General features: G+C 57.2%; 23 protein-coding genes. 7 read left to right on the top strand and 16 right to left on the bottom strand.

Annotation, left to right across the window (positions count from 1 at the left end):
• Nucleotides 1–127: 127 nt before the first annotated feature.
• The 5 genes from accD to pdxB all read right to left on the bottom strand — a co-directional run bounded on the left by accD (nucleotide 128) and on the right by pdxB (nucleotide 4,940).
• On the bottom strand, nucleotides 128–1,042 hold the full coding sequence (gene accD / locus CRO87_RS04430; RefSeq protein WP_176504257.1) for an acetyl-CoA carboxylase, carboxyltransferase subunit beta: 915 nt from the start codon (nucleotides 1,040–1,042) through the stop codon (nucleotides 128–130).
• A gap of 174 nt (nucleotides 1,043–1,216) precedes the next feature.
• Nucleotides 1,217–1,885: a DedA family protein gene (locus tag CRO87_RS04425; protein ID WP_097161725.1), complete on the bottom strand. Its 669-nt coding sequence runs from the start codon at nucleotides 1,883–1,885 to the stop codon at nucleotides 1,217–1,219.
• Nucleotides 1,886–1,910: 25 nt separating this feature from the next.
• On the bottom strand, nucleotides 1,911–2,723 hold the full coding sequence (gene truA, locus CRO87_RS04420; RefSeq protein WP_097161724.1) for a tRNA pseudouridine(38-40) synthase TruA: 813 nt from the start codon (nucleotides 2,721–2,723) through the stop codon (nucleotides 1,911–1,913).
• Entirely contained in the window at nucleotides 2,723–3,736 is a 1,014-nt protein-coding gene (locus CRO87_RS04415; protein ID WP_097161723.1) for an aspartate-semialdehyde dehydrogenase, read from the bottom strand. Before CRO87_RS04415 ends, truA begins: the two co-directional genes overlap by 1 nt.
• A 67-nt stretch (nucleotides 3,737–3,803) precedes the next feature.
• On the bottom strand, nucleotides 3,804–4,940 hold the full coding sequence (pdxB, locus tag CRO87_RS04410) for a 4-phosphoerythronate dehydrogenase PdxB (protein WP_097161722.1): 1,137 nt from the start codon (nucleotides 4,938–4,940) through the stop codon (nucleotides 3,804–3,806).
• Between the two features lie 105 nt (nucleotides 4,941–5,045).
• Between pdxB and flk the strand changes: the two genes are divergently transcribed.
• Nucleotides 5,046–6,047: a flagella biosynthesis regulator Flk gene (gene flk, locus CRO87_RS04405; protein ID WP_097161721.1), complete on the top strand. Its 1,002-nt coding sequence runs from the start codon at nucleotides 5,046–5,048 to the stop codon at nucleotides 6,045–6,047.
• Nucleotides 6,048–6,110: 63 nt separating this feature from the next.
• Here the strand turns inward: flk and CRO87_RS04400 are convergent, their stop codons facing one another.
• On the bottom strand, nucleotides 6,111–7,574 hold the full coding sequence (locus CRO87_RS04400) for an aspartate aminotransferase family protein (protein ID WP_097161720.1): 1,464 nt from the start codon (nucleotides 7,572–7,574) through the stop codon (nucleotides 6,111–6,113).
• Between the two features lie 17 nt (nucleotides 7,575–7,591).
• Complete coding sequence (locus CRO87_RS04395; protein ID WP_176504262.1) at nucleotides 7,592–8,974, bottom strand: diaminobutyrate--2-oxoglutarate transaminase; 1,383 nt, start codon at nucleotides 8,972–8,974, stop codon at nucleotides 7,592–7,594.
• A gap of 615 nt (nucleotides 8,975–9,589) precedes the next feature.
• Here CRO87_RS04395 and lysC point away from each other — a divergent pair.
• Nucleotides 9,590–10,978: a lysine-sensitive aspartokinase 3 gene (gene lysC / locus CRO87_RS04390; RefSeq protein WP_097161718.1), complete on the top strand. Its 1,389-nt coding sequence runs from the start codon at nucleotides 9,590–9,592 to the stop codon at nucleotides 10,976–10,978.
• A 75-nt stretch (nucleotides 10,979–11,053) separates the two neighbouring features.
• Here lysC and fabB read toward each other — a convergent pair whose 3' ends face one another.
• Nucleotides 11,054–12,271 carry a beta-ketoacyl-ACP synthase I gene (gene fabB / locus CRO87_RS04385; RefSeq protein ID WP_097161717.1) on the bottom strand — a complete coding sequence of 406 codons (1,218 nt, stop codon included), beginning with the start codon at nucleotides 12,269–12,271 and terminating at the stop codon, nucleotides 11,054–11,056.
• Between the two features lie 155 nt (nucleotides 12,272–12,426).
• Here fabB and mnmC point away from each other — a divergent pair, with 155 nt between their 5' ends.
• Nucleotides 12,427–14,436 (top strand): bifunctional tRNA (5-methylaminomethyl-2-thiouridine)(34)-methyltransferase MnmD/FAD-dependent 5-carboxymethylaminomethyl-2-thiouridine(34) oxidoreductase MnmC, encoded by a 2,010-nt coding sequence (gene mnmC / locus CRO87_RS04380; protein ID WP_176504256.1) that lies wholly within the window; start codon nucleotides 12,427–12,429, stop codon nucleotides 14,434–14,436.
• On the opposite strand, the gene CRO87_RS04375 is transcribed toward mnmC, so the two are convergent.
• Nucleotides 14,423–15,280, bottom strand: a complete 858-nt coding sequence (locus CRO87_RS04375) for an AraC family transcriptional regulator (RefSeq protein WP_097161715.1) — start codon at nucleotides 15,278–15,280, stop codon at nucleotides 14,423–14,425. The genes mnmC and CRO87_RS04375 overlap by 14 nt on opposite strands.
• 226 nt (nucleotides 15,281–15,506) lie before the next feature.
• Between CRO87_RS04375 and CRO87_RS04370 the strand changes: the two genes are divergently transcribed.
• From CRO87_RS04370 to CRO87_RS04360, 3 genes are read left to right on the top strand one after another with little or no spacing between them, the layout of a single operon-like run.
• The gene (locus CRO87_RS04370) at nucleotides 15,507–17,339 is read left to right on the top strand and encodes a DUF2264 domain-containing protein (RefSeq protein ID WP_097161714.1); all 1,833 of its coding nucleotides are present in this window, start codon (nucleotides 15,507–15,509) and stop codon (nucleotides 17,337–17,339) included.
• A gap of 16 nt (nucleotides 17,340–17,355) precedes the next feature.
• The gene (locus CRO87_RS04365; protein ID WP_097161713.1) at nucleotides 17,356–18,636 is read left to right on the top strand and encodes an oligosaccharide MFS transporter; all 1,281 of its coding nucleotides are present in this window, start codon (nucleotides 17,356–17,358) and stop codon (nucleotides 18,634–18,636) included.
• Nucleotides 18,637–18,645: 9 nt separating this feature from the next.
• Nucleotides 18,646–19,836 (top strand): glycoside hydrolase family 88 protein, encoded by a 1,191-nt coding sequence (locus CRO87_RS04360; protein WP_097161712.1) that lies wholly within the window; start codon nucleotides 18,646–18,648, stop codon nucleotides 19,834–19,836.
• A 146-nt stretch (nucleotides 19,837–19,982) separates the two neighbouring features.
• Here CRO87_RS04360 and CRO87_RS04355 read toward each other — a convergent pair whose 3' ends face one another.
• From CRO87_RS04355 to prmB, 6 genes are read right to left on the bottom strand one after another with little or no spacing between them, the layout of a single operon-like run.
• Nucleotides 19,983–20,258 (bottom strand): YfcL family protein, encoded by a 276-nt coding sequence (locus CRO87_RS04355; protein ID WP_097161711.1) that lies wholly within the window; start codon nucleotides 20,256–20,258, stop codon nucleotides 19,983–19,985.
• 9 nt (nucleotides 20,259–20,267) lie between these two features.
• Nucleotides 20,268–20,816, bottom strand: coding sequence for an elongation factor P hydroxylase (locus CRO87_RS04350; RefSeq protein WP_097161710.1), 549 nt, complete (start codon nucleotides 20,814–20,816; stop codon nucleotides 20,268–20,270).
• The gene (locus tag CRO87_RS04345) at nucleotides 20,816–21,625 is read right to left on the bottom strand and encodes a sulfite exporter TauE/SafE family protein (protein ID WP_097161709.1); all 810 of its coding nucleotides are present in this window, start codon (nucleotides 21,623–21,625) and stop codon (nucleotides 20,816–20,818) included. Before CRO87_RS04345 ends, CRO87_RS04350 begins: the two co-directional genes overlap by 1 nt.
• Nucleotides 21,625–22,449 (bottom strand): penicillin-insensitive murein endopeptidase, encoded by an 825-nt coding sequence (gene mepA / locus CRO87_RS04340; RefSeq protein WP_097161708.1) that lies wholly within the window; start codon nucleotides 22,447–22,449, stop codon nucleotides 21,625–21,627. The genes CRO87_RS04345 and mepA overlap by 1 nt, the downstream gene beginning before the upstream one ends.
• Before the next feature lie 24 nt (nucleotides 22,450–22,473).
• A complete protein-coding gene (gene aroC, locus CRO87_RS04335; protein WP_097161707.1) occupies nucleotides 22,474–23,559 on the bottom strand; it encodes a chorismate synthase in 1,086 nt (361 codons plus the stop codon).
• 21 nt (nucleotides 23,560–23,580) lie between these two features.
• Entirely contained in the window at nucleotides 23,581–24,513 is a 933-nt protein-coding gene (prmB, locus tag CRO87_RS04330; protein WP_097161974.1) for a 50S ribosomal protein L3 N(5)-glutamine methyltransferase, read from the bottom strand.
• Between the two features lie 163 nt (nucleotides 24,514–24,676).
• On the opposite strand from prmB, the gene smrB reads away from it, so the two are divergent.
• Entirely contained in the window at nucleotides 24,677–25,228 is a 552-nt protein-coding gene (gene smrB / locus CRO87_RS04325; protein WP_097161706.1) for an endonuclease SmrB, read from the top strand.
• Nucleotides 25,229–25,309: 81 nt separating this feature from the next.
• Here smrB and sixA read toward each other — a convergent pair whose 3' ends face one another.
• On the bottom strand, nucleotides 25,310–25,795 hold the full coding sequence (gene sixA, locus CRO87_RS04320) for a phosphohistidine phosphatase SixA (protein WP_097161705.1): 486 nt from the start codon (nucleotides 25,793–25,795) through the stop codon (nucleotides 25,310–25,312).
• Nucleotides 25,796–25,896: the final 101 nt, after the last annotated feature.

The following is a 25,896-nucleotide window of genomic DNA, read 5'->3' as shown; positions in this document are numbered from 1 at the left end:
ACTCGTCGTCTTTCGAGCTGCAGGTGCGTTGGCTGCGCTATCTCACCCGAATCACTTACCTTAGTAAGCTCATCGGGATTCGCTATCTGGCCGCCTTCCTGCAACTCGAAATCCATAGAGTAGATTATCAGGCCTCTGGTTCCTGATCCGGTACCGGCGGTACCACCACGGCTTCGCGCGGCGCATCCGGGTTCGGTGCCGGGAGATTCATCAGCTTCGCCAGAATGCTGGCAAGCTTGAAGCGCATTTCCGGACGACGGACGATCATATCGATCGCGCCTTTCTCGATCAGGAATTCACTGCGCTGGAAGCCCGGCGGCAGTTTTTCACGCACGGTCTGCTCGATAACGCGTGGACCGGCAAAGCCGATCAGCGCTTTCGGCTCTGCGATGTTCAGGTCGCCCAGCATTGCAAAGCTTGCAGAAACACCGCCCATGGTTGGGTCGGTCAGCACGGAAATGTATGGCAGACCGCGATCCTGCATTTTTGCCAGCGCTGCGGAGGTTTTTGCCATCTGCATCAGCGACATCAGCGCTTCCTGCATACGGGCACCGCCGGAAGCGGAGAAGCAAACCATAGGGCAGTTGTTTTCCAGCGCGTATTCCACCGCACGGACGAAACGCGCACCAACAACGGAACCCATTGAGCCGCCCATAAAGGAGAACTCAAACGCTGCACCAACGACCGGCATGCCGAACAACGTGCCTTTCATCACCACCAGCGCGTCTTTCTCGCCGGTTTCTTTCTGAGCAGAAGCCAGACGATCTTTGTATTTTTTGGAGTCACGGAACTTGAGCAAATCTTTTGGCTCAAGCTCGCTCCCCAGCTCCACGAGGGTGCCTTCATCCATCAGGCTATGCAGGCGATTACGCGCTGACATACGCATGTGGTGGTCACACTTCGGGCAAACCTCCAGGTTACGCTCAAGCTCAGCGCGGTACAGAACCTGCCCGCAGCTGTCACATTTGGTCCATACCCCTTCCGGAATACTCGCCTTGCGGGTGGGGGCTATGTTGCTTTTAATTCGTTCAATCCAGCTCATTGATAACCTTTCTGCCTGAACCTGGTCGATGCCAGTTTTTGCTGTAAGCGGCGAATAATGCCATTTTAACGACTTACAGACCATGAAATGTTGCACATTAAAACATAAGAGCCCTGAACATGGGACAAAAAAGTGGTCGAACCGGTGCCACTTTCCCCGCTCAGGGCACTTTGATTATTTTACCTGCTTCGCCTGCTTAGCGGCGGCACGCTTGTGACGAATGATCTCGACAACGCCCGGCAGCACCGACAGTACGATAATCGCCACGATCAGCAGTTTCAGGTTCTCCTGCACGATCGGCAGGTCGCCAAACAGGTAACCCGCATAGGTAAACAGCAGCACCCACAGCAGCGCGCCAATCACGTTGTACGCCGCAAAATGACGATAGGACATGTGCCCCATTCCCGCCACAAACGGCGCGAAGGTGCGAACAATTGGCACAAATCGGGCGAGAATGATGGTTTTACCGCCGTGCTTATCATAGAACTGATGCGTTTTGTCGAGATAGCTGCGACGGAAGATTTTCGAGTTCGGGTTGCTGAACAGCCGTTCGCCAAACACGCGCCCGATGGTGTAGTTAACCGCATCGCCGATAATCGCCGCGATCACCATCAGCACCACCATCAGATGCACGTTCAGATCGTTGGTCGGCAGCGCAGAGAGCGCCCCGGCAACGAACAGCAGCGAATCGCCCGGCAGGAACGGCGTGACCACCAGCCCCGTTTCACAGAACAGGATCAGGAACAGAATGGCATAAACCCAGACGCCGTACTGAGCAACCAGTTCGGCGAGGTGCACATCAATATGCAAAATAAAATCAATCAGAAAGCGAATCAGATCCATAGTTGCTTAACCTTAAGTGACTGCATTAGTCCGCTAAAAAAAGCGGGCCCATTGGCGGTTTGGGAAGGTCGAATCGCTGCGGATAATCCACCGCAACGAGATACAGCCCTTCCGCTTTCGCCGTCGCTGCCGCAAGCGTTCTGTCCTTCGCTGCCAGCAGGTCTGCAATCCAGCTCTCCGGCTGGTTTCCGGCACCCACTTCCATCAGGCTGCCCACAATGTTCCGCACCATATGATGTACAAAGGCGTTGGCCTTAATATCCACCACCACATAAGCACCGTAACGTTCAACGTTAATGTGCATCACGTTTCGCCACGGCGTGCGCGACTGGCACTGCACCGCACGAAACGAGGTAAAGTCATTCTCACCGAGCAGGCTCTGGGCCGCACGCTGCATTTTCTCTGCATCAAGAGGATGATAATAATGCGTCACGCCCTGGCCCAGAATCGCCGGACGCAGCCGCTGATTGTAGATGATGTAGCGATAACGCCGGGCGGTGGCGCTGAAGCGGGCGTGGAAATCATCCGGCACCGCCTTCACCCAACGCACCGCGATATCGTCGGGTAAGTTTGCATTCGCCCCGAGCGTCCACGCCGCGTCTTTGCGCTCGGCGTGGGTTTCAAAGTGCACCACCTGCCCTGTGCCATGGACACCAGCATCGGTGCGCCCCGCACAAAGCACGTTGATGGGCTCGTCCGCCACCTTAGAGAGCGCTTTTTCAAGCTTCTCCTGCACGCTGCGCACTTCGTTTTGACGCTGCCAGCCGTAGTATTTGCTGCCGTCGTACTCGATACCGAGTGCGATTTTAAAGCGTGGCAGCGATTCCACTTCAGACATCAGTACATATACTCCTGAACCAGTTTCTCGGCGATTTTCACCGCCATCAGCGCGCCGCCGAAGCGAACGTTATCGGCCACGGACCAGAACTGAACCTGCTCCGGCATGCCGTAGTCGTTGCGCACGCAGCCAATTGAAAGATGCGCGCTGCCGGAAGCATCCGCGACCTGAGTCGGGAAATCGCTTTCTTCAGACAGCACAATGTCTTCGCCACGGGCAAACGCGTCACGCGCTTCTTCCGCCGCCAGAGGACGCATCGCTTCGAAGCTGACCATCTGCGCGTGACCATAAAACACTGGCGCACGCACGCAGCTGGCGGAGATCATCAGGCCTTCGTCCTGCAAAATCTTGCGAACCTGATCGACGATTCGGCGCTCTTCGGTGACGCTGCCTTCGCGATCCGCCAGCAGCGGCAGCATGTTGAACGCCAGCTGCTGACCGAAGAAATCGTCCTCATCAATCGGAATGCCGTTGAGCAGTTTAGCGCTCTGCCCGGCCAGCGCGTCAACGGCCTTTTTGCCGTGTGCGGAGGCAGACATCAGGCTGGTCACGGTAATGCGCGACAGGCCGCCTTCGTCGATAAGCGGTTTCAGCGCCGCCAGCAGCTGGCTGGTCAGGCTGTCCGGCACCGCGACGATGTTGCGGTTGCGGTAATCCGCCAGCACAAACGGGTTCACTTCAGGCACTACCAGCGGCACGTCTGGCTCCAGCGCGAACAGGCCGCTTAAGTCGATGACCAGGCAGCCCGCATTGGTCGCTTCTTCAGCCCAGGCCGCAGAGGCTTCAACGCCTGCGGCAAAGAACGCCAGCTGAACCTGAGTCCAGTCAAATTCGGCCACGTCCTGCACGCGAACGGTTTTGCCTTCATAGCGCAGCGCCTCGCCCGCGCTTTCGCTACGCGCCAGGCCATAAATCTCTCCCACCGGGAACTGGCGCTCTGCAAGAGTGTCGAGCAGGGCTTCACCCACGGCGCCCGTTGCGCCCAGTACGGCAATATTCCAGCCTTCAGACATGGTGGTTTACTCCAGAAATAAAATAGCCGCCCCGCCAGAGTATCTGGCAGGGCGTATTAAGAAGACATTAACGCGCGGCGTGATGGACGGCGTTGAAGCCCAAATTTTTCAGCAGTTCAGCGCTCTTTGCGTCATCGCAGAGGACATGCAAAGAGGACCACTCGCGGCGCTCAAGGTAATTTTTGCGCAGCTTGTCGAACTCGCCCGGGATCCCCGCCACTTTCCGCAGCGGCGCATCATCGCGGCGCACATCATACACCAAATGCACCAGCCTTTTTAGCGTCGCCTGATCGAGTTCACCGTGCAACGTGATGCGTCCGAATTCCGGGGCGGGCAGCAGCGTTTCGAGCGCCACCTGATGGCGTTTGCCGATAAATTCGCTATAGGCCTCAAACACCTGCGTGGTGCCACGCGCCTTCCCTTCCAGGGTGTAACCGGCGATATGCGCAGTGCCGATATCAACGAGCGAGAGCAGCTCAGTATTCAAATCTGGCTCCGGCTCCCACACGTCGAGCACTACGCTCAAATCCTGCCCGGCCTTAAGGCATTTCAGTAACGCGGCGTTATCCACCACCGGGCCACGGCAGGCGTTAATTAAGATGCTGCCCGGCTTCAGGCGTGAAATCAGCGCCTCGTCCGCCAGATGCAGCGATTTGTATGGCCCGTCCTTAAACAGCGGCGTGTGGAACGTCAGCACATCGGCCTGCTGAACCAGCTCGTCGAGGCTTTTGAAGTCGCCTTCGTCGCCGTTATCAGCACGTGGCGGATCGCAAAGCAGCGTACGGATGCCCAACGCTTCAAGACGTTTTTGTAAACGCCCGCCAACATTGCCCACGCCCACGATGCCCACGGTACGATCTTTCAGGGCGAAACCGTCGCGTTCAGCCAGCATCAGCAGCGCAGAGAAAACATATTCCACGACGGCAATGGCGTTACAGCCAGGTGCGGCAGAAAAACCGATCCCAGCCTGCGCCAGCCACTTCTCATCGACATGATCGGTACCCGCCGTGGCGGTGCCGACAAACTTAATCCCTTTTCCGGCCAGCAGTGCCTCATTCACTTTGGTGACCGAGCGCACCATCAGCGCATCGGCGTCATCCAGCTCGTGCTGAGGAATCGGGCGGCCGGGAACCGCCTTTACGTCACCCAAACGGCTAAAAAGCTCGCGGGCGTAGGGCATATTTTCATCAACAAGGATTTTCACGGTACAGTACCTGTCTGAAACGAGAGTTAACCGGGGAAGTGTGCCATAATCTTGCCGCCAGGAACACTGAGCCTTGAGAACACCGACGGACATGCAGGATTTATCATGACGCAACCCATTTCAGGTCTGCCCGCCCGCCCTCCAGGGGAAGCACCACCCACCAGCAAACTCGGCGACCAGCCGCTCTCCACGCAACAGCGCACGGTGCTCGAACGTCTTATCACGCGACTTATCGCGCTGACCTCACAGCAAAGCGCCGGGGTGTGGGCCGGTATGAAGCACGATCTGGGCCTGAAAAACGATGCGCAGCTGCTCTCAAGGCACTTCCCGGCGGCGGAACAGAACCTCAATCAGCGCCTCGCGAGCGCCCAGCAGACGCATGAAGTGCGTCAGGTTGTGGCGCAGCTGACAGAGCTGCTAAGCCAGGGCAACAATCGCCAGGCGGTGAGCGACTTTATTCGCCAGCAGTTTGGGCAGACAGCCCTGAGCCAGCTGACGCCCGATCAGCTCAAAACGGTTTTGCAACTGCTGCAAACCAACCAGCTGACCATTCCACAGCCGCAGCAGCGCCCGGCAACGGACAGGCCGCTCCAGCCCGCCGAGCACAACACGCTCAATCAGATGGTGACCAAAGTGGCCGCCGCCACGGGCGAATCCAGCAAGCTTATCTGGCAGTCGATGCTGGAACTTTCCGGCGTCAAAACCGGCGAGCTGATCCCGGCCAAACACTTCAACCAGCTGATGACCTGGCTTCAGGCGCGTCAGACGCTGAGCGAGCAGCCCGCGCCTACGCTCACCAGCCTTCAGGCCGCCCTGAAGCAGCCGTTAGATGCTCAGGAGTTTAACGCCCTGCGCGACTATGCCCAACAAACCTTGCAGGCCACGCCGCAAACCGTGCTGACACCTGCGCAGGTGCAGGATTTGCTCAATCAGGTCTTCCTGCGTCGCGTTGAGCGCTCGCAGGACACGCTCGATACCCGCTATGTCCAGCCGATTTTCAACCCGTTCACGCCGTTTATCGAGCAGATGAAAGCGATGTCCGCCCGACCGGGCCTGATGCTTATTGCGGCCATCGTGGTCGTCATTCTGCTGTGGATTGTCATTTAACAGGCATAAAAAAACGCCAGCCCGGTCGGTGACCAGGGCTGGCGTTTAGACTGCCGGAATGAATCAGGCGGAGAGCAGTTTCTGCGCCGTCGCTTTCACGCTTTCCAGCAACGCTTTCACGTCGTCGAGGCAAACGGTCGGGTTCAGCAGCGTCATCTTCAGGCAGGTCATGCCATTCGCTTCCGTCACGCCCACGTTGGCGCTTCCGGAGGCCAGCAGCACATCCCCGATACGCTGATTCAGCAGCGCCACGAACGCAGGATCGTGCTGCTCAGGACGGAAGCGGAACAGCACGCTCGCCAGCTGCGGCGTCATGACCAGTTCCAGCTCCGGCTGTGCCTGCACATATTCCGCAACCTGCTGCGCCAGCGTTACGCCGTTATCAATGATCGCGGCATACTGCTTTTTACCGAGCGCTTCGAGGCCCATCCACAGTTTCAGGGCATCAAAGCGGCGCGTCGTCTGCAGGGATTTCGACACCAGGTTCGGCACGCCGTGCTCTTCGTCAAAATCAGAGTTCAGGTAAGCCGCCTGGTAGCGCATCAGCTCGTAGTGACGGGCTTCCTTCAGCAGGAAAGCGCCGCAGCTGATGGTCTGGAAGTACTGCTTGTGGAAGTCGAGGGTAACCGAATCCGCCAGCTCCAGGCCGTTCAGATAGTGGCGGAACTGCTCAGACAGCAGCAGCGCCCCGCCCCAGGCCGCATCCACATGCATCCAGATATTTTCTTCACTCGCCAGCGCGGCAATGTCCGTTAACGGATCGATGGCACCCGCGTCGGTCGTGCCTGCGGTGGCCACAATTGCCATCACCTGCTCGCCGTTCGCTTTGGCCTGCGCCAGTTTGGCTTTCAGGTCGGCAACGTCCATGCGCGAGAAGGCATCGGTCTCGATCAGCGTGACGGACTGGTAGCCCAGCCCCATCAGCGCCATGTTCTTCTGCACCGAGAAGTGCGCTTCTTTCGAGCAGAATACCTTCAACTTGCTGAGGTTGCCGGTCAGGCCATGCTGCTGAACGGAGTGGCCCTGACGAGCAAAGAAGGCGTCACGCGCCAGCATCAGCCCCATCAGGTTACTCTGCGTGCCGCCGCTGGTGAACACACCTGCATCGCCCGCCGCGTAACCCACCTGCTCGCGCAGCCATTCAATGAGTTTCACCTCAATGATGGTCGCCGACGGGCTCTGGTCCCATGAGTCCATGCTCTGGTTGGTGGCGTTGATCAGTACTTCCGCGGCCTGGCTTATCACCAGGCTTGGGCAGTGCAGGTGCGCCACACACTGTGCGTGGTGGACAAGAAGGCTGTCCTTCAGGAAATACTCCACCGCGCGCTCGATGGCGGCCTGGTTGCCCAGGCCCTCCGACGTAAACACCAGCTGAATACGCTCGCGCAGCTGCTCCACGGTTTTGCCCTGGTACATCTCAGGCTGCTTGAGCCATTCGACAACGGCACGGGAGCTCTGCTCGATCGCTTCCTGGTAGGCAGCAACGCTCTGCGCCGACCCGGAAAGGATTGGATTAATGTCTGACATTTTTCTGTCTACTCCGATCAAACCGGCTTCACGCCAGCGCTGAGCAGGGCGTTTTCAAACTTATCGAGGAAAATTTCCAGCTCTTCGCGGGTAATCAGCAGCGAAGGCAGCAGGCGCAGCACGCAGCCGTTACGGCCACCGCGCTCCAGAATCAGACCTGCTTCGAAGCATTTCTTCTGCAGCAGGGCAGAGAGTTCACCGTCTGCCGGGTAGCAGCCCATGTGATCCTGCGCTTCGTTTGGCTTGACGATCTCAATGCCGATCATCAGGCCCAGACCGCGCACGTGGCCGATCACTGGGAAGCGTTTTTGCAGATCTTTCAGCTTGCCTTTCAGCCACTCGCCTTTGGCGGCAACCTGATCGGCAATGCCTTCTTCCTTCAGGATTTTCAGCGTGGTGAGGCCGGTTGCCATCGCCAGCTGGTTACCGCGGAAGGTGCCGGTGTGGTGGCCCGGAGACCAAACGTCGAACTGTTTTTTGATGCCCAACACCGCAAGCGGCAGTCCGCCGCCGACGGCTTTAGACATCACGATGATGTCCGGCTCAATGCCCGCGTGTTCGAAGGCGAACAGCTTACCGGTGCGCGCAAAACCCGCCTGCACTTCATCGATAATCAGCAGAATGCCGTTTTCCTGCGTCACTTTACGGATGCGCTGCAGCCACTCGGCCGGGGCCGGGTTCACGCCACCCTCGCCCTGAACGGCTTCAAGGATCACCGCCGCAGGTTTACGCACGCCGCTTTCAACGTCGTTAATCAGGTTATCGAAATAGTAAGTCAGCGCCTTCACGCCCGCTTCGCCGCCAATGCCCAGCGGGCAGCGGTACTCGTGCGGATACGGCAGGAACTGCACTTCCGGCATCATGTTGCTGACGGCTTCTTTCGGCGACAGGTTACCTGTCACGGAGAGCGCACCGTGCGTCATGCCGTGGTAGCCGCCGGAGAAGCTGATAATGCCGGAGCGTCCGGTCACTTTTTTCGCCAGCTTCAGCGCCGCTTCAACCGCATCGGCACCGGATGGGCCGGTAAACTGCAGGCAATATTCGCGGCCCTGCCCTGGTAACAGGGAGAGCAGATAAGCGGAAAACGCATCTTTTAAAGGGGTGGTAAGGTCAAGCGTATGTAACGGCAAGCCACTTGTGATGACACGTTGAATGCTTTCAAGCACATCGGGATGATTGTGACCCAGGGCCAGGGTACCGGCGCCTGCAAGACAGTCAAGATATTGATTATTTTCAACATCAGTAATCCAGACGCCCAGCGCTTTGGCAATGGCCAGCGGCAGCTTACGCGGATAACTCCTGACATTAGACTCAAACTGAGCCTGTCTTGTTAAATAGGTATCATTGCTTTGCGGTAAGGAATCAGCACTTAAAGTATCAATACGGACTTTATCCGTCATCATATCACTCCCACAACCGCGGCTAACTTAACGCCGGATTGAATAATAGTTAAAAGGGTTGGCCTAAAAAAGGCGGGGCTAATATATGCCCTTTTGACAATGGACTCAATCATTAATTTTCGACCATTTAATTTCAAATATTTCCCTTAAAAATCAAAAAGAAAAATGTGATATTTAAATGACAGAGTTTAAGTTTCGCGACAAATCTGTCGCTTATTAAGCAGATAGGATCTCAATAGAAGAAAGGCATTTATCCATAACCTCACTGCGGGTTCAGAAGTTGTTTACGCTTTTTTACTTTTAAAATTGTAACAATGACTCAAGAAGAATCTGATCAGACCAGATTTAACTTATGGAGGCATAAAAAATATCGCATCGCGGGAATAAATCACTTACTATCCCCCGGCTTTAATAATCTGGATGTTGTAATAAAAAATTAATGCGCAAACACCGGTAACGTGTAACGGGCGAAACACGTTATCGACAACAGGAACGTTTCCTGGGTTGTCATCAGAGTTCTCCGCGGGCGGAGCACTCGTAAGGCGAAGCACGCTTCCCTTAAGCCAAGAATGAAATTTTCTGCCATCCGTGATGGCGCCCTGATATGAGATTGTTATGACACGCATTTATTCCCCTTTTGTCGTGGCCAAATTTGGCGGCACGAGCGTTGCCAATTTTGATGCGATGAGCCGTAGTGCCAGTATCGTCCTCGCCGATCCACAGGTCCGTGTCGTGGTTTTATCGGCCTCTTCAGGCGTAACCAACCTGTTAGTTTCGTTATCCGAAGGGCTCTCTGCCCAGGATCGCTCTGACAAAATCGAAACGCTCCGTGCGCTCACCCACGCTATTCTTTCCTCGCTCAAGCAGCCTGATGCTGTTCGCCCGTCGATTGACACGCTGCTGGACAGCATCACCCGACTCGCAGATCAGGCGGCACAGGCTTCTTCACCTGCCCTGAGCGATGAGCTTGTCAGCCACGGCGAACTCCTGTCCACCCTGCTGTTCACGGCGATTTTAAGCGAGCGTGGAGCGAAAGCTAATTGGCTGGATGCGCGAGAGATTATTCGTACCGATTCACATTTTGGCTGTGCCGAGCCGGATATCACCGCGATTGCGCAGCAGGTACAAACCCGCCTGCTTCCACACGTTGAGGACTCGATTGTCGTGACCCAGGGCTTCATCGGCAGCGATGCCGACGGGCGAACTACGACGCTTGGGCGCGGCGGCAGTGATTACACCGCCTCGCTGCTCGGCGAAGCGCTGACTGCTTCGCGGGTCGATATCTGGACTGACGTGGCAGGCATTTACACCACTGACCCGCGGATCGTGCCTCAGGCACAGCGTATTGATACGCTTTCGTTCAGCGAAGCCAGCGACATGGCGGCCTACGGCGCGAAGGTGCTGCACCCGGCCACGCTGATGCCTGCGATGCGCAAGAATATCCCGGTGTTTGTCGGTTCCAGCAAAAACCCTGAGGCAGGTGGGACGCGGGTGTGTCGCGAGACGGAAAACCCGACGAGCTATCGGGCGCTGGCCGTGCGTCGTAAGCAGACGCTGGTCAAATGCCGCCGCCCTGATGCGCAATCCTCCGTTGAATTCAACGCCCGCATTTTTGCACTGCTTGCAGAGCTCAGGCTCCAGGCGGAACTGGTAAGCACCTCGGAAAACGGCATAGCCTGGATCCTTGATGCCACTCACGCGACCTCAGGTGACGATGGTGATTTGCTCACATCATTGCAGGAAAAACTTGCTGCGCACTGTGTGCTGGAGGTTGAAAGCGGGCTGGCGTTGATGACGCTGGTCGGTCATCGGCTTTCCCAGTCTGAACGCCTGTGCCGTGATGTGTTTTCGCAGCTGGATGGCTGCGCGGTGCGCATGGTCTGCCACGGCGCGGGGGAACATAATCTCAGCGTTCTGCTTCCCGGTGAAAGTGCCGATAGCGCAGTCAAAATGCTGCACAAGCGTTTGTTTGAACAGACTGAGGCGCAGGGCTACGCGGCCTGACGCTTTGTGTTATATCGCAGACGTAAAAAAGGAGCCTTTCGGCTCCTTTTTCATTATCAGATGCAGACCTGAGTCTTAGGCTTTCAGCTTACGCATTACCAGAGTGGCGTTGGTGCCACCGAAGCCGAAGCTGTTGGACATCACGGTGTTCAGCTGACGCTCGGTCGGCTCGGTCACGATGTTCAGGCCAACTGCCTTCTCGTCCATTTCGTCGATGTTGATGCTTGGTGCCACGAAACCGTGTTCCAGCATCAGCAGGGAGTAGATGGCTTCCTGCACGCCTGCGGCACCCAGGGAGTGGCCGGTCATCGCTTTGGTTGCAGAGATCGCCGGGGTGTTGTCGCCGAAGACTTCACGGATTGCGCCCAGCTCTTTCACGTCGCCTACCGGAGTAGAAGTGCCGTGGGAGTTCAGGTAGTCGATTGGGGTATCAACGCCCGCCATCGCCTGCTGCATGCAGCGCACCGCGCCTTCACCCGATGGAGCAACCATGTCTGCGCCATCAGAAGTTGCACCGTAGCCAACGACTTCAGCATAGATGTGTGCGCCGCGGGCCAGAGCGTGTTCCAGCTCTTCAACCACGACCATACCGCCGCCGCCTGCGATTACGAAACCGTCACGGCTCGCATCATAGGTACGGGAAGCTTTTTCTGGCGTTTCGTTGTATTTGGTGGACAGCGCGCCCATCGCATCGAACTCGCAGGCCATTTCCCAGCACAGCTCTTCGCCGCCGCCAGCAAAAACGATGTCCTGTTTGCCGAGCTGGATCTGCTCAACCGCGCTGCCGATGCAGTGTGCGGAAGTCGCACAGGCGGAGCTGATGGAGTAGTTCACGCCGTGAATTTTGAACGGCGTTGCGAGGCAGGCGGAAACCGCGGAGGCCATCGCTTTGGTCACCACGTAAGGGCCGACCGCTTTCAGGCCGCGCGGGCTACGCATTGCGTCTGCGCCGAAGACCTGAGATTTAGAAGAACCGCCGGAACCGGCAATCAGGCCAACGCGCGGGTTGTTCTGATAAACGTCTTCTTTCAGGCCTGCATCTTCCACAGCCTGCTGCATAGAGAGATAAGCATAGATAGAGGCATCGTTCATGAAACGGACCACTTTACGGTCGATCAGACCCGTGGTGTCCAGTTTGACGTTGCCCCAGATGTGGCTACGCATACCAGAATCTTTGAATTCTTGAGAGAAAGTGATCCCAGAGCGACCTTCACGCAGGGATGCCAGGACTTCCTGCTGGTTGTTACCGATGCTGGAAACAATGCCCAGGCCAGTAATCACTGCACGTTTCATTCAATACCTCTGTCAATACTCATTAAAGTGTCGAGTCGCACAATAGCGTACACTTGTACGCTGAACAAGTCCGATCAGCCAATTTAGGTATAAATTTGCGCCACCTGGCACACATCGTTAAGATCGCCCCACGCCCTGCATTGCGAGTAACTTACGTGAAACAAAACGCCATACAACCTGCCAACCTCGAATTTAACAATGAGGGTACACCTGTTTCCCGAGATTTCGATGATGTCTACTTTTCCAACGATAACGGCCTGGAGGAGACAAGATACGTCTTTCTCGGCGGAAACCGGTTACCTGAACGCTTCGCTTTACACGACCGCCCTCACTTCGTGGTCGCCGAGAGCGGTTTCGGGACCGGACTCAACTTCCTCACGCTGTGGCAGGCGTTTAACGTGTTTCGTGACTCGCACCCTGAGGCTACGCTACAAAGATTACATTTCATCAGTTTTGAGAAATTCCCGCTGCGGCTGGACGATCTGATCCTCGCGCATCAGCACTGGCCTGAGCTGGCAGACCTTGCCGCGCAGCTCCAGGGCCTGTGGCCACTGCCCTTTTCCGGCTGCCACCGTTTGCTGCTCGATGAAGGAAGAATCACGCTCGACTTATGGTTTGGCGATATTAATGACCTGGTCGACACCCTCGATGATTCGCTCAATCAGCAGGTTGATGCCTGGTTCCTCGATGGTTTCGCACCGTCAAAAAACCCCGACATGTGGACACCCACGCTGTTTAACGCGATGGCAAAACTGGCGCGTCCTGGCAGCACAGTAGCCACCTTCACTTCAGCGGGCTTCGTGCGTCGCGGCCTGAACGACGCGGGTTTTTGCATGCAGAAAAGCAAAGGCTTTGGCCGCAAGCGAGAAATGCTGACCGGGTATCGGGATGATTCTCAGCCAACCCTGGCCCGCACGCCGTGGTTTGCCCGCACAGGTGGTGACAATCGGGAAACTGCTATCATTGGCGGCGGCGTTGCCAGCGCCCTGCTTTCCCTCGCGCTGCTGCGGCGCGGCTGGAAGGTGACGCTCTATTGTGAAGATGCCGCCCCGGCTCAGGGCGCATCCGGCAACCGCCAGGGTGCGCTTTATCCTTTATTAACGGCTCACGATCCAGCGCTGGCGCAGTTTTTCCCGGCGGCGTTTACCTTTGCACGCCGCCTGTACGACGCGTTACCCGTAGCATTCGACCATGACTGGTGCGGCGTGACACAGCTTGGCTGGGATGAAAAAAGCGCGCAGAAGATCGCGCAAATGCTCTCGCTCGGCCTGCCGGAGGAGATTGCCGTCGCAGTGACCGCTGAAGAAGTGATGGAGAATACGGGCGTCGACACGGACTGTTCGGGCATTCAGTACCCGCTCGGCGGCTGGCTGTGCCCGGCGCAGCTGACGGCGGCTGCCATCGAACTGGCTTGTAAAAACGGACTGAAGGTGTGCTGGAATCACCGCTGCGAAAGCCTGGAAGCGGCGGAAAGCGGCTGGACCCTTCGCTTCACGAATGGCGAAAAGCATCACCACGCAAGCTGCGTGCTCGCCAACGGCCATCAGATTAGCCAGTTCACGCAAACCGCAGAGCTTCCGGTCTATGCCGTCGGCGGCCAGGTGAGCCATATTCCCACCACGCCTGAACTGGCAAAGCTTCGCCAGGTGTTATGCTACGACGGCTACCTGACGCCGCAAAACCCGAATAATCAGCAGCACTGCATCGGCGCCAGCTACCATCGCGGTCAGACGGAAATGGCTTACAGCGAAGAAGATCAACAGAATAACCACCGGCGCCTGCTCGACTGCTTCCCCCACGCCGAATGGCCGAAAGAAGTGGATATCAGCCAGGGAGAAGCCCGCTGCGGCGTGCGCTGCGCTACCCGCGATCACCTGCCGATGATCGGCAACGTACCGGACTATGAGCAAACGCTGAATACCTACGCCACCCTTGCCGAAAACCGCGAAAATGCGGTTACCGCCCCGATCCACAAGGACCTGTTTATGCTTGGTGGACTGGGTTCGCGCGGGCTGTGCACTGCCCCGCTGGCCGCAGAGGTTCTCGCCTCGCAGATGAATCATGAGCCGCTGCCGCTGGATGCGACCACCCTCGCAGGCCTCAATCCAAACCGATTGTGGGTCCGTAAGTTGCTGAAAGGCAAAGAGGTCGTTAAAGCACGTTGATGCGCAGGCGTGCCTGCTTCCGATACTGCAACGGCGTCTGGTGCATCATGCGCTTAAAGCAGGTGATGAAGTAGGTCACGTCCTGAAAACCCACCTTCGTCGCAATGGTATCAACGCTCATTTCACTGGTGCGCAGCAAATCACAGCTGCGCTTCAGCCTGCGGGTCAGTAAATACTCGTGAATGCCGCCGCCGGTCTGCTGGCGGAAAATCCGCGACGTATAGCTACGCGACAGCCCGATATCCCTCGCCAGCGACTCCAGCGAAAACTTCTCGCCATAGTGCTCCTCCAGCCACTGCATGATTTGCGCCGACGCCGTTTGCTGCTGCGGGCGGCTTTCTTCAGGCAGCTCGGGCAACAGGGACATGATCTGCATCGTCAGAAAAGCCACTTCATCTGCGGGATAGTGTTCGCGGGAATCCAGGGCGGCAAAACGCGCAAGAATAGTTTCCATATAATCAGCATGTTCCTCAAGATCGATGGCCTGTGCCTGAGCGCTGCTGGCCGCGAGTCGGGAAAACTGCGCCTGAAAACGGGGAAACTGTTGCAGGTTACTCGCCACCGCTGACTGCTCAATATGCATGGTGGAGCGGTGGTAATGGTTGCGTTCGCTTTCATCGACATGCACTTTATGCAGGCGAAACGGTGGGAAGATAAACAGCCGCCCGGGGCGCGCAGTATAGTGCTGGTTATCCACCACAACGATGCCATAGCCCTCTGAGATATAGAGAAACTCTACGCACTGATGCCAGTGATAATACAGCGCGCTGGAGCCCCACATCCTGTTGAAAGAGATAGCCTGATGTTCGAGGGTGATCCTTTCCAGTAACTGCGAATCGCTCATTTTATCACCATGACAACAGAATTAAGTTTTTAGCCTACGGTTTGCAATTTATTGCCCTGCTCACGGGTGAAATCCAGCGAAATTAAAATAACGGTTCATTTTTGTGAAGCGGCTCACTCAGAGAGGTTCTTAAAAGCGGCTACGCTTGCTTTCGCCGCCATCAATCGGCCTTAAAAAACACTAATAACAACAACTTTCTTCATCTCGTCCTTAACGGGAGGGCCTCGTGCAACCTGATCAGATAACCTTTGATAATCCCCTACAAAACCGCAGCGACCTCACCCGCTGGGTGAACGAAATGCTGAATGCCGTCACGCCTTTTTTTAACAGCTACGACAGCGGCGTGGATCTGGCAAACTTCACCACCCATTACGGCCAACGTATTGCCAATATGGAAGCCTTCTCCCGTTTACTCTGGGGCGTCACGCCTCTGCTGGCGGGCGGTCAGGAGCCGGAGCAGCTTTCGCTTTATATTCAGGCGATTAAAAATGGCACTAACCCAGCCCACGCGGAATATTGGGGAGAAATTGGCCACAGCGATCAGCGCGTGGTGGAAATGGCCGCTTACGGGATGCTGCTGGCGCTGGCGCACAAGCCGCTGCTTGCCCACTTTGACAAGCAGGAAAAGCAGCACCTGTGGCAGTGGCTGAAGCAAAGCGAAACCGCCACCATCCCCGATAACAACTGGCATTTCTTCCCGATCCTGGTGCAGGTCGGTTTTCATCACGCCGGTATGCCGGTGAACCATGAAGCAATTGAGCACCATTTCGCCGCCATGGAACGCTACTGGCTCGGCGACGGCTGGTACAGCGACGGCCCGGACAGGCCACGTGACTACTACATCTCGATGGGATTCCACTTCTACGGCCTGATCTACTCCACGATGATGAAGGACGTTGATCCTGAGCGCTGTGCCGTTTTGCGCCAGCGCGCCACCGTATTTGCCAATGATTTTATTCACTTCTTTGCCGACGACGGCGCGGCCATCCCGTTTGGCCGCAGCCTGACCTATCGCTTTGCCCAGGCCGCCTTCTGGAGTGCCGCTGCTTTCGCCGGACTGGAGATTTACACGCCTGGGGTCCAGAAAGGCCTGGTGCTGCGCCATCTGCGCTGGTGGATGCAGCAGCAGCCGTTCGACCGTGACGGCGTGCTGAGCGTCGGCTACAGCTACCCGAACCTGATTATGGCGGAAGATTATAACGCGCCAGGCTCACCTTACTGGGCGCTGAAAACGGTGCTGGTACTGGCGCTGAATGAAAACAATGCCTTCTGGCAGGCCGAAGAGGAAGCGCTGCCGCCGCGCCACTCGCCTCATCCGATTAATAAAGCCGCGCAGATTTTAGTCCACCAGCCCGATCACGAATGGCTGCTGACCGCCGGGCAGTGGGAACGGAACAATTTCGTTAACACCGAAGCGAAGTACTGCAAATTTGCCTACTCGGCGCGCTTTGCTTTTAACGTGGAGCGCGGACGCTTTGGCCTGCCTCACGCCTCGCCGGACTCCATGCTGCTGCTCAGCGAAAAGGACAACTACTGGCGAGGCCGCCGCGACTGCGAGCAGGTCAGTCTGTCGGGTAACACACTTTACAGCCGCTGGCAGCCCTGGCATGACGTCACCATCGACAGCTGGCTTACCGCACTGGGCGACTGGCAGATTCGCGTGCATCACCTGCAAACGGCCCGCGAGCTGGACACGGCCGAAGGCGGCTTCAGCCTCTGCTTCCGCCCGCAGCCGGAACAGCAGCTTGCCGCAGGCGTCAGCGCACTTCACGGCGTGAGAGACACCAGCGCCATTCACTGCCTGAGCGATAACCCACGCAAAGGTGACGTGGTGCTAACCCCGCCGAACAGCAATCTGTTATTCGCCGACCGGGCAGCGGTGCCAGTGCTGCGCGGTGAATTATCACCCGGCGAGCATCTGCTGATAAGCGCCATCTGGGCCGGAAATCCGCAGGAATACGACGAAACTAACCGCCCGACGGCCAGCCTGCAACAGGGCGTTATGCACCTGACGTCGGCGACACACGAAGCGCACTTCGCCCTGACTGAACGGCCGTGAAGCTGAGGAAAATGACATGAACGCGACAACCCCGCACAGTGCGCAAGTGAAAATGAGCACCTTCATTTTCCTCTATTTTTTCACCTGGTCCTCAAGCTTCGGCCTCTACGCTCTGTGGCTGAGCCAGAAGGTCGGCCTCGACAGCATCACCATCGGCAGCGTCTTCGCCATCAACGGCGTGTTTGCGGTGATCATGAAGCCGATTTACGGCTACATCATGGATAAAATCGGCATGAGCAAATGGCTGCTCTATTTTGTCTGCGCCGTTTCCGCGCTGATGGCACCGTTCTTTATCTTTGTCTATCAGCCGCTGCTGCTGAGCCACACCACGGCGGGCATCATCGTCGGTGCGCTGTACCTGAGCCTCGGCTGGTACGCAGGCGTGGCGGCATCGGAATCTTACGCTGACCGCTTCAGCCGCATTTACGGCGTCGAGTTTGGCCGTGTGAGAATGTGGGGGTCGCTTGGCTGGGCGCTGGCAGCCTCCCTTTCCGGCGTATTGTTCAACCTCACGCCGCTGGCGAATTTCCTCGTCAGCAGCGCCACCTCTGTGCTGATGCTGCTGGTCCTTATCAGCCTGAAAATTGGTTCGGAGCAGCTGCGCGCCAACAACGTGATTTCGGCCAATAAGATTGTCTTCAGCGATGTCGTCCTGCTGATGAAAAATCGTAAATTCTGGATGTTCAGCCTCTATGTGGCGGGCGTGGCCTGGATGATGTTTGTCGCCGAACAGCAGTTCCCGCGCTACTTCGTCTCCTTCTTTGCCACAAAGGAGCAGGGAAACGCCTGGTACGGTTACCTCAGCATGATCCAGTCCGGTACCGAGTTCGTGATGATGATGTTCATTCCGATGCTGGTGAACCACTACGGCGCGAAAAAAGGCCTGCTGCTCTGCGGTTGCGTGGTAGGTGCGCGTCTGATTGCCTCCGGCCTGACGACCGATCCCATTATGATTTCCATCATTAAACCGCTGTACGGCATGGAGATTGCGCTGCTGCTGATTTCGGTCTTCAAGTACATCGCCGAGCATTTCCACCAAAAGGTGAATGCCACCATGTACCTGCTGGGCTATCAGGCAATGATTTACGTCGGCTCGGTAGTCGTTGCGCCGCCTGCGGGCTACCTGTATGCAAAAATCGGGTTCGAGCAAACCTACCTGATGATGGGCTGCTGCGCCCTGCTCTTTACCCTGATTTCTACTCTCACCCTTTCCCGCTGCCGCTCTGCCCGCGATCCTTACCCTGAGGACGAGCAGACGCTGAATGCGGTATCCATTGCCCCTGCCAAAAGTCATTAAGGAGACGTTATGACCCGTTCCGTTGTTACCGAGCCGCTGCGCCCCGTTGAGCTGTATGCCATTGACCGCCAGGCGCTGCGGCAAAGTCTGGACGCTGCATTAACGCGTATTACGAAGAAGCTGGATACCAACATTGCCGCCTTTGGCGACAGCTTCCCGGGCGAAGCCTGCGAAAAGGGCATCTGGCCGCGCACCAAAAATGTGGAGTGGACCACCAGTTTCTGGACCGGACAGCTGTGGCTGGCGTGGGAGATGACCGGCGAAGTGCGTTTTCGCGAGGCGGCGGAGCGCACCCTGCCCTCCTTTTACGAACGCATTGAGAAGCGGATTGATACGGCCACGCACGATCTGGGTTTCCTGTATTCACTTTCCTGTGTTTCCGCGTGGCGACTGACGGAAAACGAAGCCGCGCGCCAGGCGGCGCTGAAGGCCGCCGATACGCTGATGGAGCGCTTCAACCCGACGGCAAAAATCATTCAGGCCTGGGGCGACCTCAACGACCCGGAACAGCAGGGCCGGATGATTATCGACTGCAATATGAACCTGCCGCTGCTTTACTGGGCGAGTGAGCAAACGGGGGATTCGCGCTATGCCGAAGCCGCAACGGCGCACGTGAAGCAGGCAGCCCGTTACATCGTGCGCCCGGATGCCTCTACGTATCATACGTATTACATGGATGTCGTCACCGGCGAGCCGCGCTTTGGTAATACCCATCAGGGTTACAGCGACAATTCCTGCTGGTCACGCGGCCAGGCGTGGGGCATTTACGGCTTCCTGCTGAGCTACCTGCACACCGGTGACGAAAGCATGGTCGAACTTTCCCGCAACCTCGCCCACTACTTCCTCAACCGCCTGCCGGAGGACGAAGTCTGCCACTGGGATTTAGCCCTGCTCGGCACGGATGCGGTACGCGACAGCTCAGCTGCGGCCATCGCCGCCTGCGGGTTGCTGGAACTGGTGAAAGCGCTGCCGACGCTGGATCCCCATCGTGCCCATTACGAGGAGATGGCGCTGAAAATCGTGAAATCGCTGACGGATAACTATCTGGCACGTGAAGACGAGGCCACCGAAGGGCTGCTGAAGCACTCGGTGTACCACATGGGCAGCGGGAAAGGCGTGGATCAGTGCTGTATCTGGGGGGATTATTTCTATCTCGAGGCTCTGGCGCGGCTGCGGCAGGTCTGGCCGCTGTACTGGTGATCCGGAGAGAAATTGCCGGGTGGCGAAAGGTGAAAGCAAAAAGGTACCCTTTCGGGTACCTTTTTTAGGGTTTGCTCCCTCTCCCTTTGGGAGAGGGTCGGGGTCAGGGGATCAGACCGCAGCGATCCTCACTCCCAACTAAACCATTAAACCTTCGCTTTCTGGAACAGCGTGTCCCACATGCCAAGCACCAGCGCCTGATCGCGCGGGTTCAGCTCTCCGGCCTGAATGGCTTTTTCCAGGCTCTGTGCCACCTGTCCATAAACGGCCTCAGCAGAGTGATCGTCACCCGCTTCCAGCTCGGCAACGGCGAGGGTCAGGTGGCCGCGCAGGTAGCCGCTGGCAAACAGCTCGTCGTCGCTGGCGTGCTCAACCATGTCATCAATTAATGCCAGAATGCGCGATTCATATTCTGCGATCATCTTCTTTCCTCAATTTAGATCTTCCGGCCAGGGGAAGTGTTCCGCCGTTAGCATCGGCGTTTGATAATAATTCTGTAAAGCCGCGATGAAGCGCGCCGGACGTGCCGGGATCCCCTCTTTCAGGTACGTCATCACCTGCGCATGGACGCGCCGCTGGAACACGATGCGGTCTGGCTCAAAATCCCCTTCGAGGTTGTCGCAGCTGACGTTAAACGGAAAACCCGCCGCCGCGCAAAACAGCCAGTCAAACGCCTGCGGTTTGACTTCCACATCTTCGAACTGGCCCTGAGTCTTGGCATCGCGCCCGTCCGGGCAGTACCAGTAACCAAAATCCACCTGCTTGCGGCGCTCGGCTCCCGCAATACACCAGTGAGAAATCTCATGCAGAGCGCTGGCATAAAAACCGTGAGCGAAGACGATGCGGTTGTACGGCGCGTCGTCATCAGCGGGAAGATAGATCGGTTCATCTTCGCCTGAAATCAGACGGGTATTAAAATCGTCAGCAAAGCAGCCATCAAAAATGTCTATCAGCTGCTGAAAATGGTGTTGTTGTTGCATCAGTGAATTCCCAACCACTGGAGGATCTCCGCCCCGTGACTGTCATAGAGAAGTTTAGCGCTCATCACCGCCGAGACGATAACGATCATCGGCCGGATCAGCTGCTGTCCTTTGCTGAGCACCAGTCGCGATCCCATTCGCGCACCTAAAAATTGTCCTGCCATCATCACAAAACCCGTGCCCCAAATCACTTTGCCGCCGAGGATAAACAGCAGCAGACCACCCACGTTGGAGGTGGCGTTCAGCACTTTGGCGTGTGCGGTGGATTTGGCGAGGTTAAACCCGGCGAGCGTGACGAACGCCAGTGCGTAAAATGAACCTGCGCCCGGGCCGAAGAAACCGTCGTAAAAACCGACGCATCCGCCAGCCACCAGCGCGAACGGCAGGCCGTGCAGACGGCGCTGCCTGTCTTCTTCGCCCAGTTTCGGCATCAGAAGAAAATAGAGGCCAATGCCGATAACCAGCAGCGGCAGGATTTGGCGCAGGACGTCCGACTGCACGTGCTGCACCAGCAGCGCGCCGCTCATCGAGCCGATAAAGGTCATCAGAATATTGAGCTTCTGCTCTTTTAAATTCACCACGCCGCGGCGGACAAAATAGAGTGAAGAAGAGAGCGAGCCGCCACAGGCCTGCAGCTTATTCGTTGCCAGTGCGTTGGCAGGCGACATACCCACTGCCAGCAGCGCAGGAATAGTCAGCAGGCCGCCGCCGCCCGCCAGGGAATCAATAAACCCAGCCAGCAGCGCAATAAAGAACAGAGCCGCCAGAAGCAGCGGCGACAGCATAAAGAAATCGTTAAAAAATTCCATCAGAGAACATGCTCATCCAGTAGCGCCTGGCAGGAAGGCGGCAACGGCGGCGGCGTCTTCTTCTCAGGTTTGGTTGATCCAGGCTTCGGCGGTTCAAACCAGCTTTGCAGTTCAGCCCCGCAGCCGTCACCCGCCGGAGGAGCGGCCTGATCCTGACACTCCAGGCTTCCCGCCGGACAGCGAAGACGCACGTGCATATGCGCCCGATGCTGGAACCACGGCCGCACTTTACGCAGCCAGTCGCGGTCCGTGCCCGCATCCAGGCAAAGCTGCTGCTTGATAGCCGGGTTCACGAAAATGCGCGTTACGTCGTCATCTTTCGCCGCGAGCTTGATCAGATTGCTGATTTGCGGTGACCACAGCGATGGCACCACGTGCTTGCCATCCGCCGCCACTAAATCCAGCGCCTGAGGCTTAAGCAGCTGTGCCGAACTCCAGCGCGTTTGCGGCAGCTGCAGGAAAATGTCAACGTCCAGCCCGGACTGATGGCTGGCATGGCCGCCGTTAAAGCGCCCGCCCGCGGGCATCCCCATGTCGCCAATCAGCAGCGTGCCCATCCCTGCGTTGTGAACCTGGCGGCTCAGACGCTGAATGAACTGGATAAGATCCGGATGACCAAAGTAGCGGCGCTGATCGGTGCGCATCACCTGATAGTTATCAGACTGCAGCGGTAACGGATTGGCACCGACGATACAGCCGTTGGCAAAAGCACCAATCGACTGCGCCGTGCCGGGAATCGGCTCTTTGATCTTCTGCCACGGCGTGGCGGCGAAGGAAACGCTACTGGCAAGAAGTGCCAGCAGCGCGATAACGGTTTTTTTCATTTTCCCGCAAGTCCCTGGTGAGTATTACCAGCGAGGCAGAGTGCAGTTCACATCCGTATTTTGCGCCCGCTGGCGCAGCAGATGATCCATCAGCACAATCGCCAACATCGCTTCTGCGATCGGCACCGCGCGGATCCCCACGCAGGGATCGTGTCGGCCCTTGGTGATCATCTCAACCTCTTCACCGAAGCGGTTGATCGTGCGCCCCGGCACGGTGATGCTCGAGGTTGGCTTCAGCGCCATGTGGGCGATGATTTGCTGCCCGCTGCTGATGCCGCCGAGCACGCCACCGGCGTGGTTGCTCTGGAAGCCGTCTTTAGTGATTTCGTCGCGGTTTTCGCTGCCGCGCAGGCTAACCACGTCAAAACCGTCGCCAATTTCCACGCCTTTCACCGCGTTGATGCTCATCAGCGCGTGAGCAATATCGGCATCGAGACGATCGAACACCGGCTCGCCAAGGCCTGGCGGCACGCCGTCAGCCACGACGGTAATTTTCGCGCCAATAGAGTCGCCTTCTTTTTTCAGGCCACGCATCAGCTCGTCGAGCGCTTCGATTTTGTCCGGATCCGGGCAGAAGAACGGGTTCTGCTCAACCTGGCTCCAGTCTTTGATCTCCAGCGGAATGTCGCCCATCTGAGTCATACAGCCGCGGATAACAATGCCGAATTTCTCTGCCAGATACTTTTTGGCAATCGCGCCTGCGGCCACGCGCATGGCGGTCTCACGAGCGGAGGAACGGCCACCGCCGCGATAGTCACGCAGGCCATATTTCTGTTCGTAGGTGTAATCGGCGTGGCCCGGACGGAACACATCCTTGATGGCGCTGTAGTCCTGGGAGCGCTGATCGGTGTTCTCAATCAGCAGGCCAATGCTGGTCCCGGTGGTTACGCCTTCAAAAACGCCGGAGAGGATTTTCACCTGATCCGGCTCGCGGCGCTGCGTGGTGTAACGCGAAGTGCCAGGGCGACGACGATCAAGGTCGTGCTGGAGATCGGCTTCCGTCAGCGGAATGCCCGGCGGTACGCCGTCCACGATGCAGCCGAGGGCCACACCGTGGGATTCGCCGAAGGTGGTTACGCGAAAGAGTTGTCCAATTGTGTTTCCGGCCATCACGGCTCCATCGAATTGTAATTAATCTTTATAGATGCTGAAGTGTTCGCGGGCAGCCAGGAGCTGCGCTTTGGTGAGCATAAAGACGCCGTCACCGCCGTTGTCAAACTCAAGCCAGGTGAACGGCACGTCAGGATACTGCTCCATCAGATGTACCATGCTGTTACCGACTTCACAAATCAGAATACCGTCATCGCTCAGGTAGTCCGGCGCGTTGCCAAGAATGCGGCGCGTCAGCTTCAGGCCGTCGGAGCCGGACGCCAGGCCGAGTTCCGGCTCGTGGCGATATTCGTTTGGCAGGTCCGCCATGTCTTCGGCATCCACGTAAGGCGGATTGGTGACAATCAGGTCGTACTGCACTTTTGGCAGGTCGCGGAACAGGTCGGAACGAATTGGCGTGACGTGGTGAATCAGCCCGTGCTCTTCGATATTGTGCTCGGCCACGGCCAGCGCATCCGGGGAGATATCCACCCCGTCGACTTCCGCTTCCGGGAAGGCGTAAGCACAGGCAATGGCGATACAGCCGCTGCCGGTACACATATCCAGAATATGTTCAGGCTGACGGGCAACCAGGCCCGCAAAGCGGTTGTTGATGAGCTCACCAATCGGCGAACGCGGCACCAGCACGCGTTCATCAACGTAAAATTCGTGGCCGCAGAACCAGGCTTTATTGGTCAGGTAAGCAACCGGGATGCGCTCGTTCACGCGACGGATCACGCGCTCGACGATGCGATGCTTTTCGCTGGAGGTCAGACGCGCGATGCGCATGTCTTCCGGAATATCCAGCGGCAGATAGAGCGATGGCAGCACCAGTTGGACGGCCTCATCCCACGGGTTGTCCGTGCCGTGACCGTACCAGATGCCAGCCGCGCTGAAGCGGCTGACGGACCAGCGCAACATATCCTGAATGGTATGCAGCTCGTTGACTGCTTCATCGACAAAAATCTTATCCACTTTCCCCTCCAGGGCATGACGCGTAAATTCGGCGGCTAGTTTGCCACGAAGACGGCGATAAATCAGCATTCTTGCAACGCGGGCTTTGGGAAATATGCGTTTTCACTGCCCGCAGGTGCGGAGAGTCGGGTAAACTGTCGCAAAGCGAAAATGAGAAGAGACGATGAAGAAGAAACCCTCACTCAGCGAGGAGGATCAGACGCTGTTCCGCCAGCTCATGACCGGCACCCGTCAGATCAAGCAGGACACCATAGTCCATCGCCCTGCGCGCAAAAAAATCAGTGAAGTGCCGGTCAAGCGTCTGCTTCAGGAACAGGCCGACAACAGCCACTATTTTTCCGATGAGTTTCAGCCGCTGCTGAACACGGAAGGTGCGATGAAGTACGTGCGCGCCGACGTCAGCCATTTTGAGGCGAAAAAACTGCGCCGCGGTGATTACTCGCCGGAGCTGTTTCTCGATTTGCACGGTCTGACCCAGATGCAGGCCAAGCAAGAATTGGGCGCGTTGATTGCAGCCTGCCGTCGTGAACATCTGTTTTGCGCCTGCGTCATGCACGGCCACGGAAAGCACATTCTCAAGCAGCAAACACCGCTGTGGCTGGCGCAGCACCCGCACGTGATGGCATTTCATCAGGCACCGAAAGAGTACGGCGGAGATGCAGCCTTGCTGGTGTTGATAGAAGTGGAAGAGTGGCAGCCGCCGGAATTACCTTGACAAAAAGGCGGGAGCATTTCCCGCCTTTTGTATTTTGATGCTGGAGTGCCCGGCGGCACTGCGTTACCGGGCCTGGAGATCTCAGATGGCTTTCGCCATTTTCAGATTGCAGGGGCTCATCTGCCAGTTGAACTGGCCTTGCCCGCTGGCATCCAGCGTGACGTTGGCAATCGCGGATGTGGAGAACATCGGCGGCGCTTCGCCAGGGCAGAGTTCGGAGACCAGGTAGCCGACCAGCGGCAGGTGAGAAACCACCAGCGCAGAGGCCACACCTTCGTTAGCCAGCGCCTGCAAATACGCGCTGACCAGGCCCACATCGCCGCAAGGCGTGAGTTCCGGCAGGACATCGATCTCTTTTGGCAGGTTCATGCACTCCCCCACCACGTTCAGCGTTTGTTCGGCTCGTAAGAACGGGCTGACCAGAACGCGCTCAATATCCACTTTTTGACCTTTCAGCCAGGTTGCCATTTGACGGGATTCATCGCACCCACAGGTGGTGAGAGGACGAACCGAATCGCTGGCTGCATCCAGGGCAGCGTCGCCGTGACGCATGATAAAAACTTGCATATTGCACCGCTTTTGTTAACCAGAAGCACCGAAGTAAAACACACGTCAAAACACGCTGTTTACCCGATGGCCGGGCATTGTGCCTGATCCATTCGATGAAT

The organism is Enterobacter sp. CC120223-11 (assembly GCF_900215375.1).
In the GTDB taxonomy this organism is placed as follows: Bacteria; Pseudomonadota; Gammaproteobacteria; order Enterobacterales; family Enterobacteriaceae; genus Scandinavium.
This window is presented reverse-complemented; position numbering and strand designations above follow the sequence as displayed.

Bases quoted from the DNA above. Each gene is read 5' to 3' on its own strand.
- fabB (WP_097161717.1), bottom strand. From the start codon at position 12,271: ATGAAACGTGCAGTGATTACTGGCCTGGGCATTGTTTCCAGCATCGGT.
- CRO87_RS04375 (WP_097161715.1), bottom strand. From the start codon at position 15,280: ATGAGCGATTCGCAGTTACTGGAAAGGATCACCCTCGAACATCAGGCT.
- accD (WP_176504257.1), bottom strand. From the start codon at position 1,042: ATGAGCTGGATTGAACGAATTAAAAGCAACATAGCCCCCACCCGCAAG.
- CRO87_RS04395 (WP_176504262.1), bottom strand. From the start codon at position 8,974: ATGACGGATAAAGTCCGTATTGATACTTTAAGTGCTGATTCCTTACCG.
- truA (WP_097161724.1), bottom strand. From the start codon at position 2,723: ATGTCTGAAGTGGAATCGCTGCCACGCTTTAAAATCGCACTCGGTATC.
- CRO87_RS04400 (WP_097161720.1), bottom strand. From the start codon at position 7,574: ATGTCAGACATTAATCCAATCCTTTCCGGGTCGGCGCAGAGCGTTGCT.
- lysC (WP_097161718.1), top strand. From the start codon at position 9,590: ATGACACGCATTTATTCCCCTTTTGTCGTGGCCAAATTTGGCGGCACG.
- smrB (WP_097161706.1), top strand. From the start codon at position 24,677: ATGAAGAAGAAACCCTCACTCAGCGAGGAGGATCAGACGCTGTTCCGC.
- aroC (WP_097161707.1), bottom strand. From the start codon at position 23,559: ATGGCCGGAAACACAATTGGACAACTCTTTCGCGTAACCACCTTCGGC.
- CRO87_RS04355 (WP_097161711.1), bottom strand. From the start codon at position 20,258: ATGATCGCAGAATATGAATCGCGCATTCTGGCATTAATTGATGACATG.
- CRO87_RS04415 (WP_097161723.1), bottom strand. From the start codon at position 3,736: ATGTCTGAAGGCTGGAATATTGCCGTACTGGGCGCAACGGGCGCCGTG.
- CRO87_RS04365 (WP_097161713.1), top strand. From the start codon at position 17,356: ATGAACGCGACAACCCCGCACAGTGCGCAAGTGAAAATGAGCACCTTC.
- mepA (WP_097161708.1), bottom strand. From the start codon at position 22,449: ATGAAAAAAACCGTTATCGCGCTGCTGGCACTTCTTGCCAGTAGCGTT.
- sixA (WP_097161705.1), bottom strand. From the start codon at position 25,795: ATGCAAGTTTTTATCATGCGTCACGGCGACGCTGCCCTGGATGCAGCC.
- flk (WP_097161721.1), top strand. From the start codon at position 5,046: ATGACGCAACCCATTTCAGGTCTGCCCGCCCGCCCTCCAGGGGAAGCA.
- CRO87_RS04425 (WP_097161725.1), bottom strand. From the start codon at position 1,885: ATGGATCTGATTCGCTTTCTGATTGATTTTATTTTGCATATTGATGTG.
- CRO87_RS04350 (WP_097161710.1), bottom strand. From the start codon at position 20,816: ATGCAACAACAACACCATTTTCAGCAGCTGATAGACATTTTTGATGGC.
- CRO87_RS04360 (WP_097161712.1), top strand. From the start codon at position 18,646: ATGACCCGTTCCGTTGTTACCGAGCCGCTGCGCCCCGTTGAGCTGTAT.
- CRO87_RS04345 (WP_097161709.1), bottom strand. From the start codon at position 21,625: ATGGAATTTTTTAACGATTTCTTTATGCTGTCGCCGCTGCTTCTGGCG.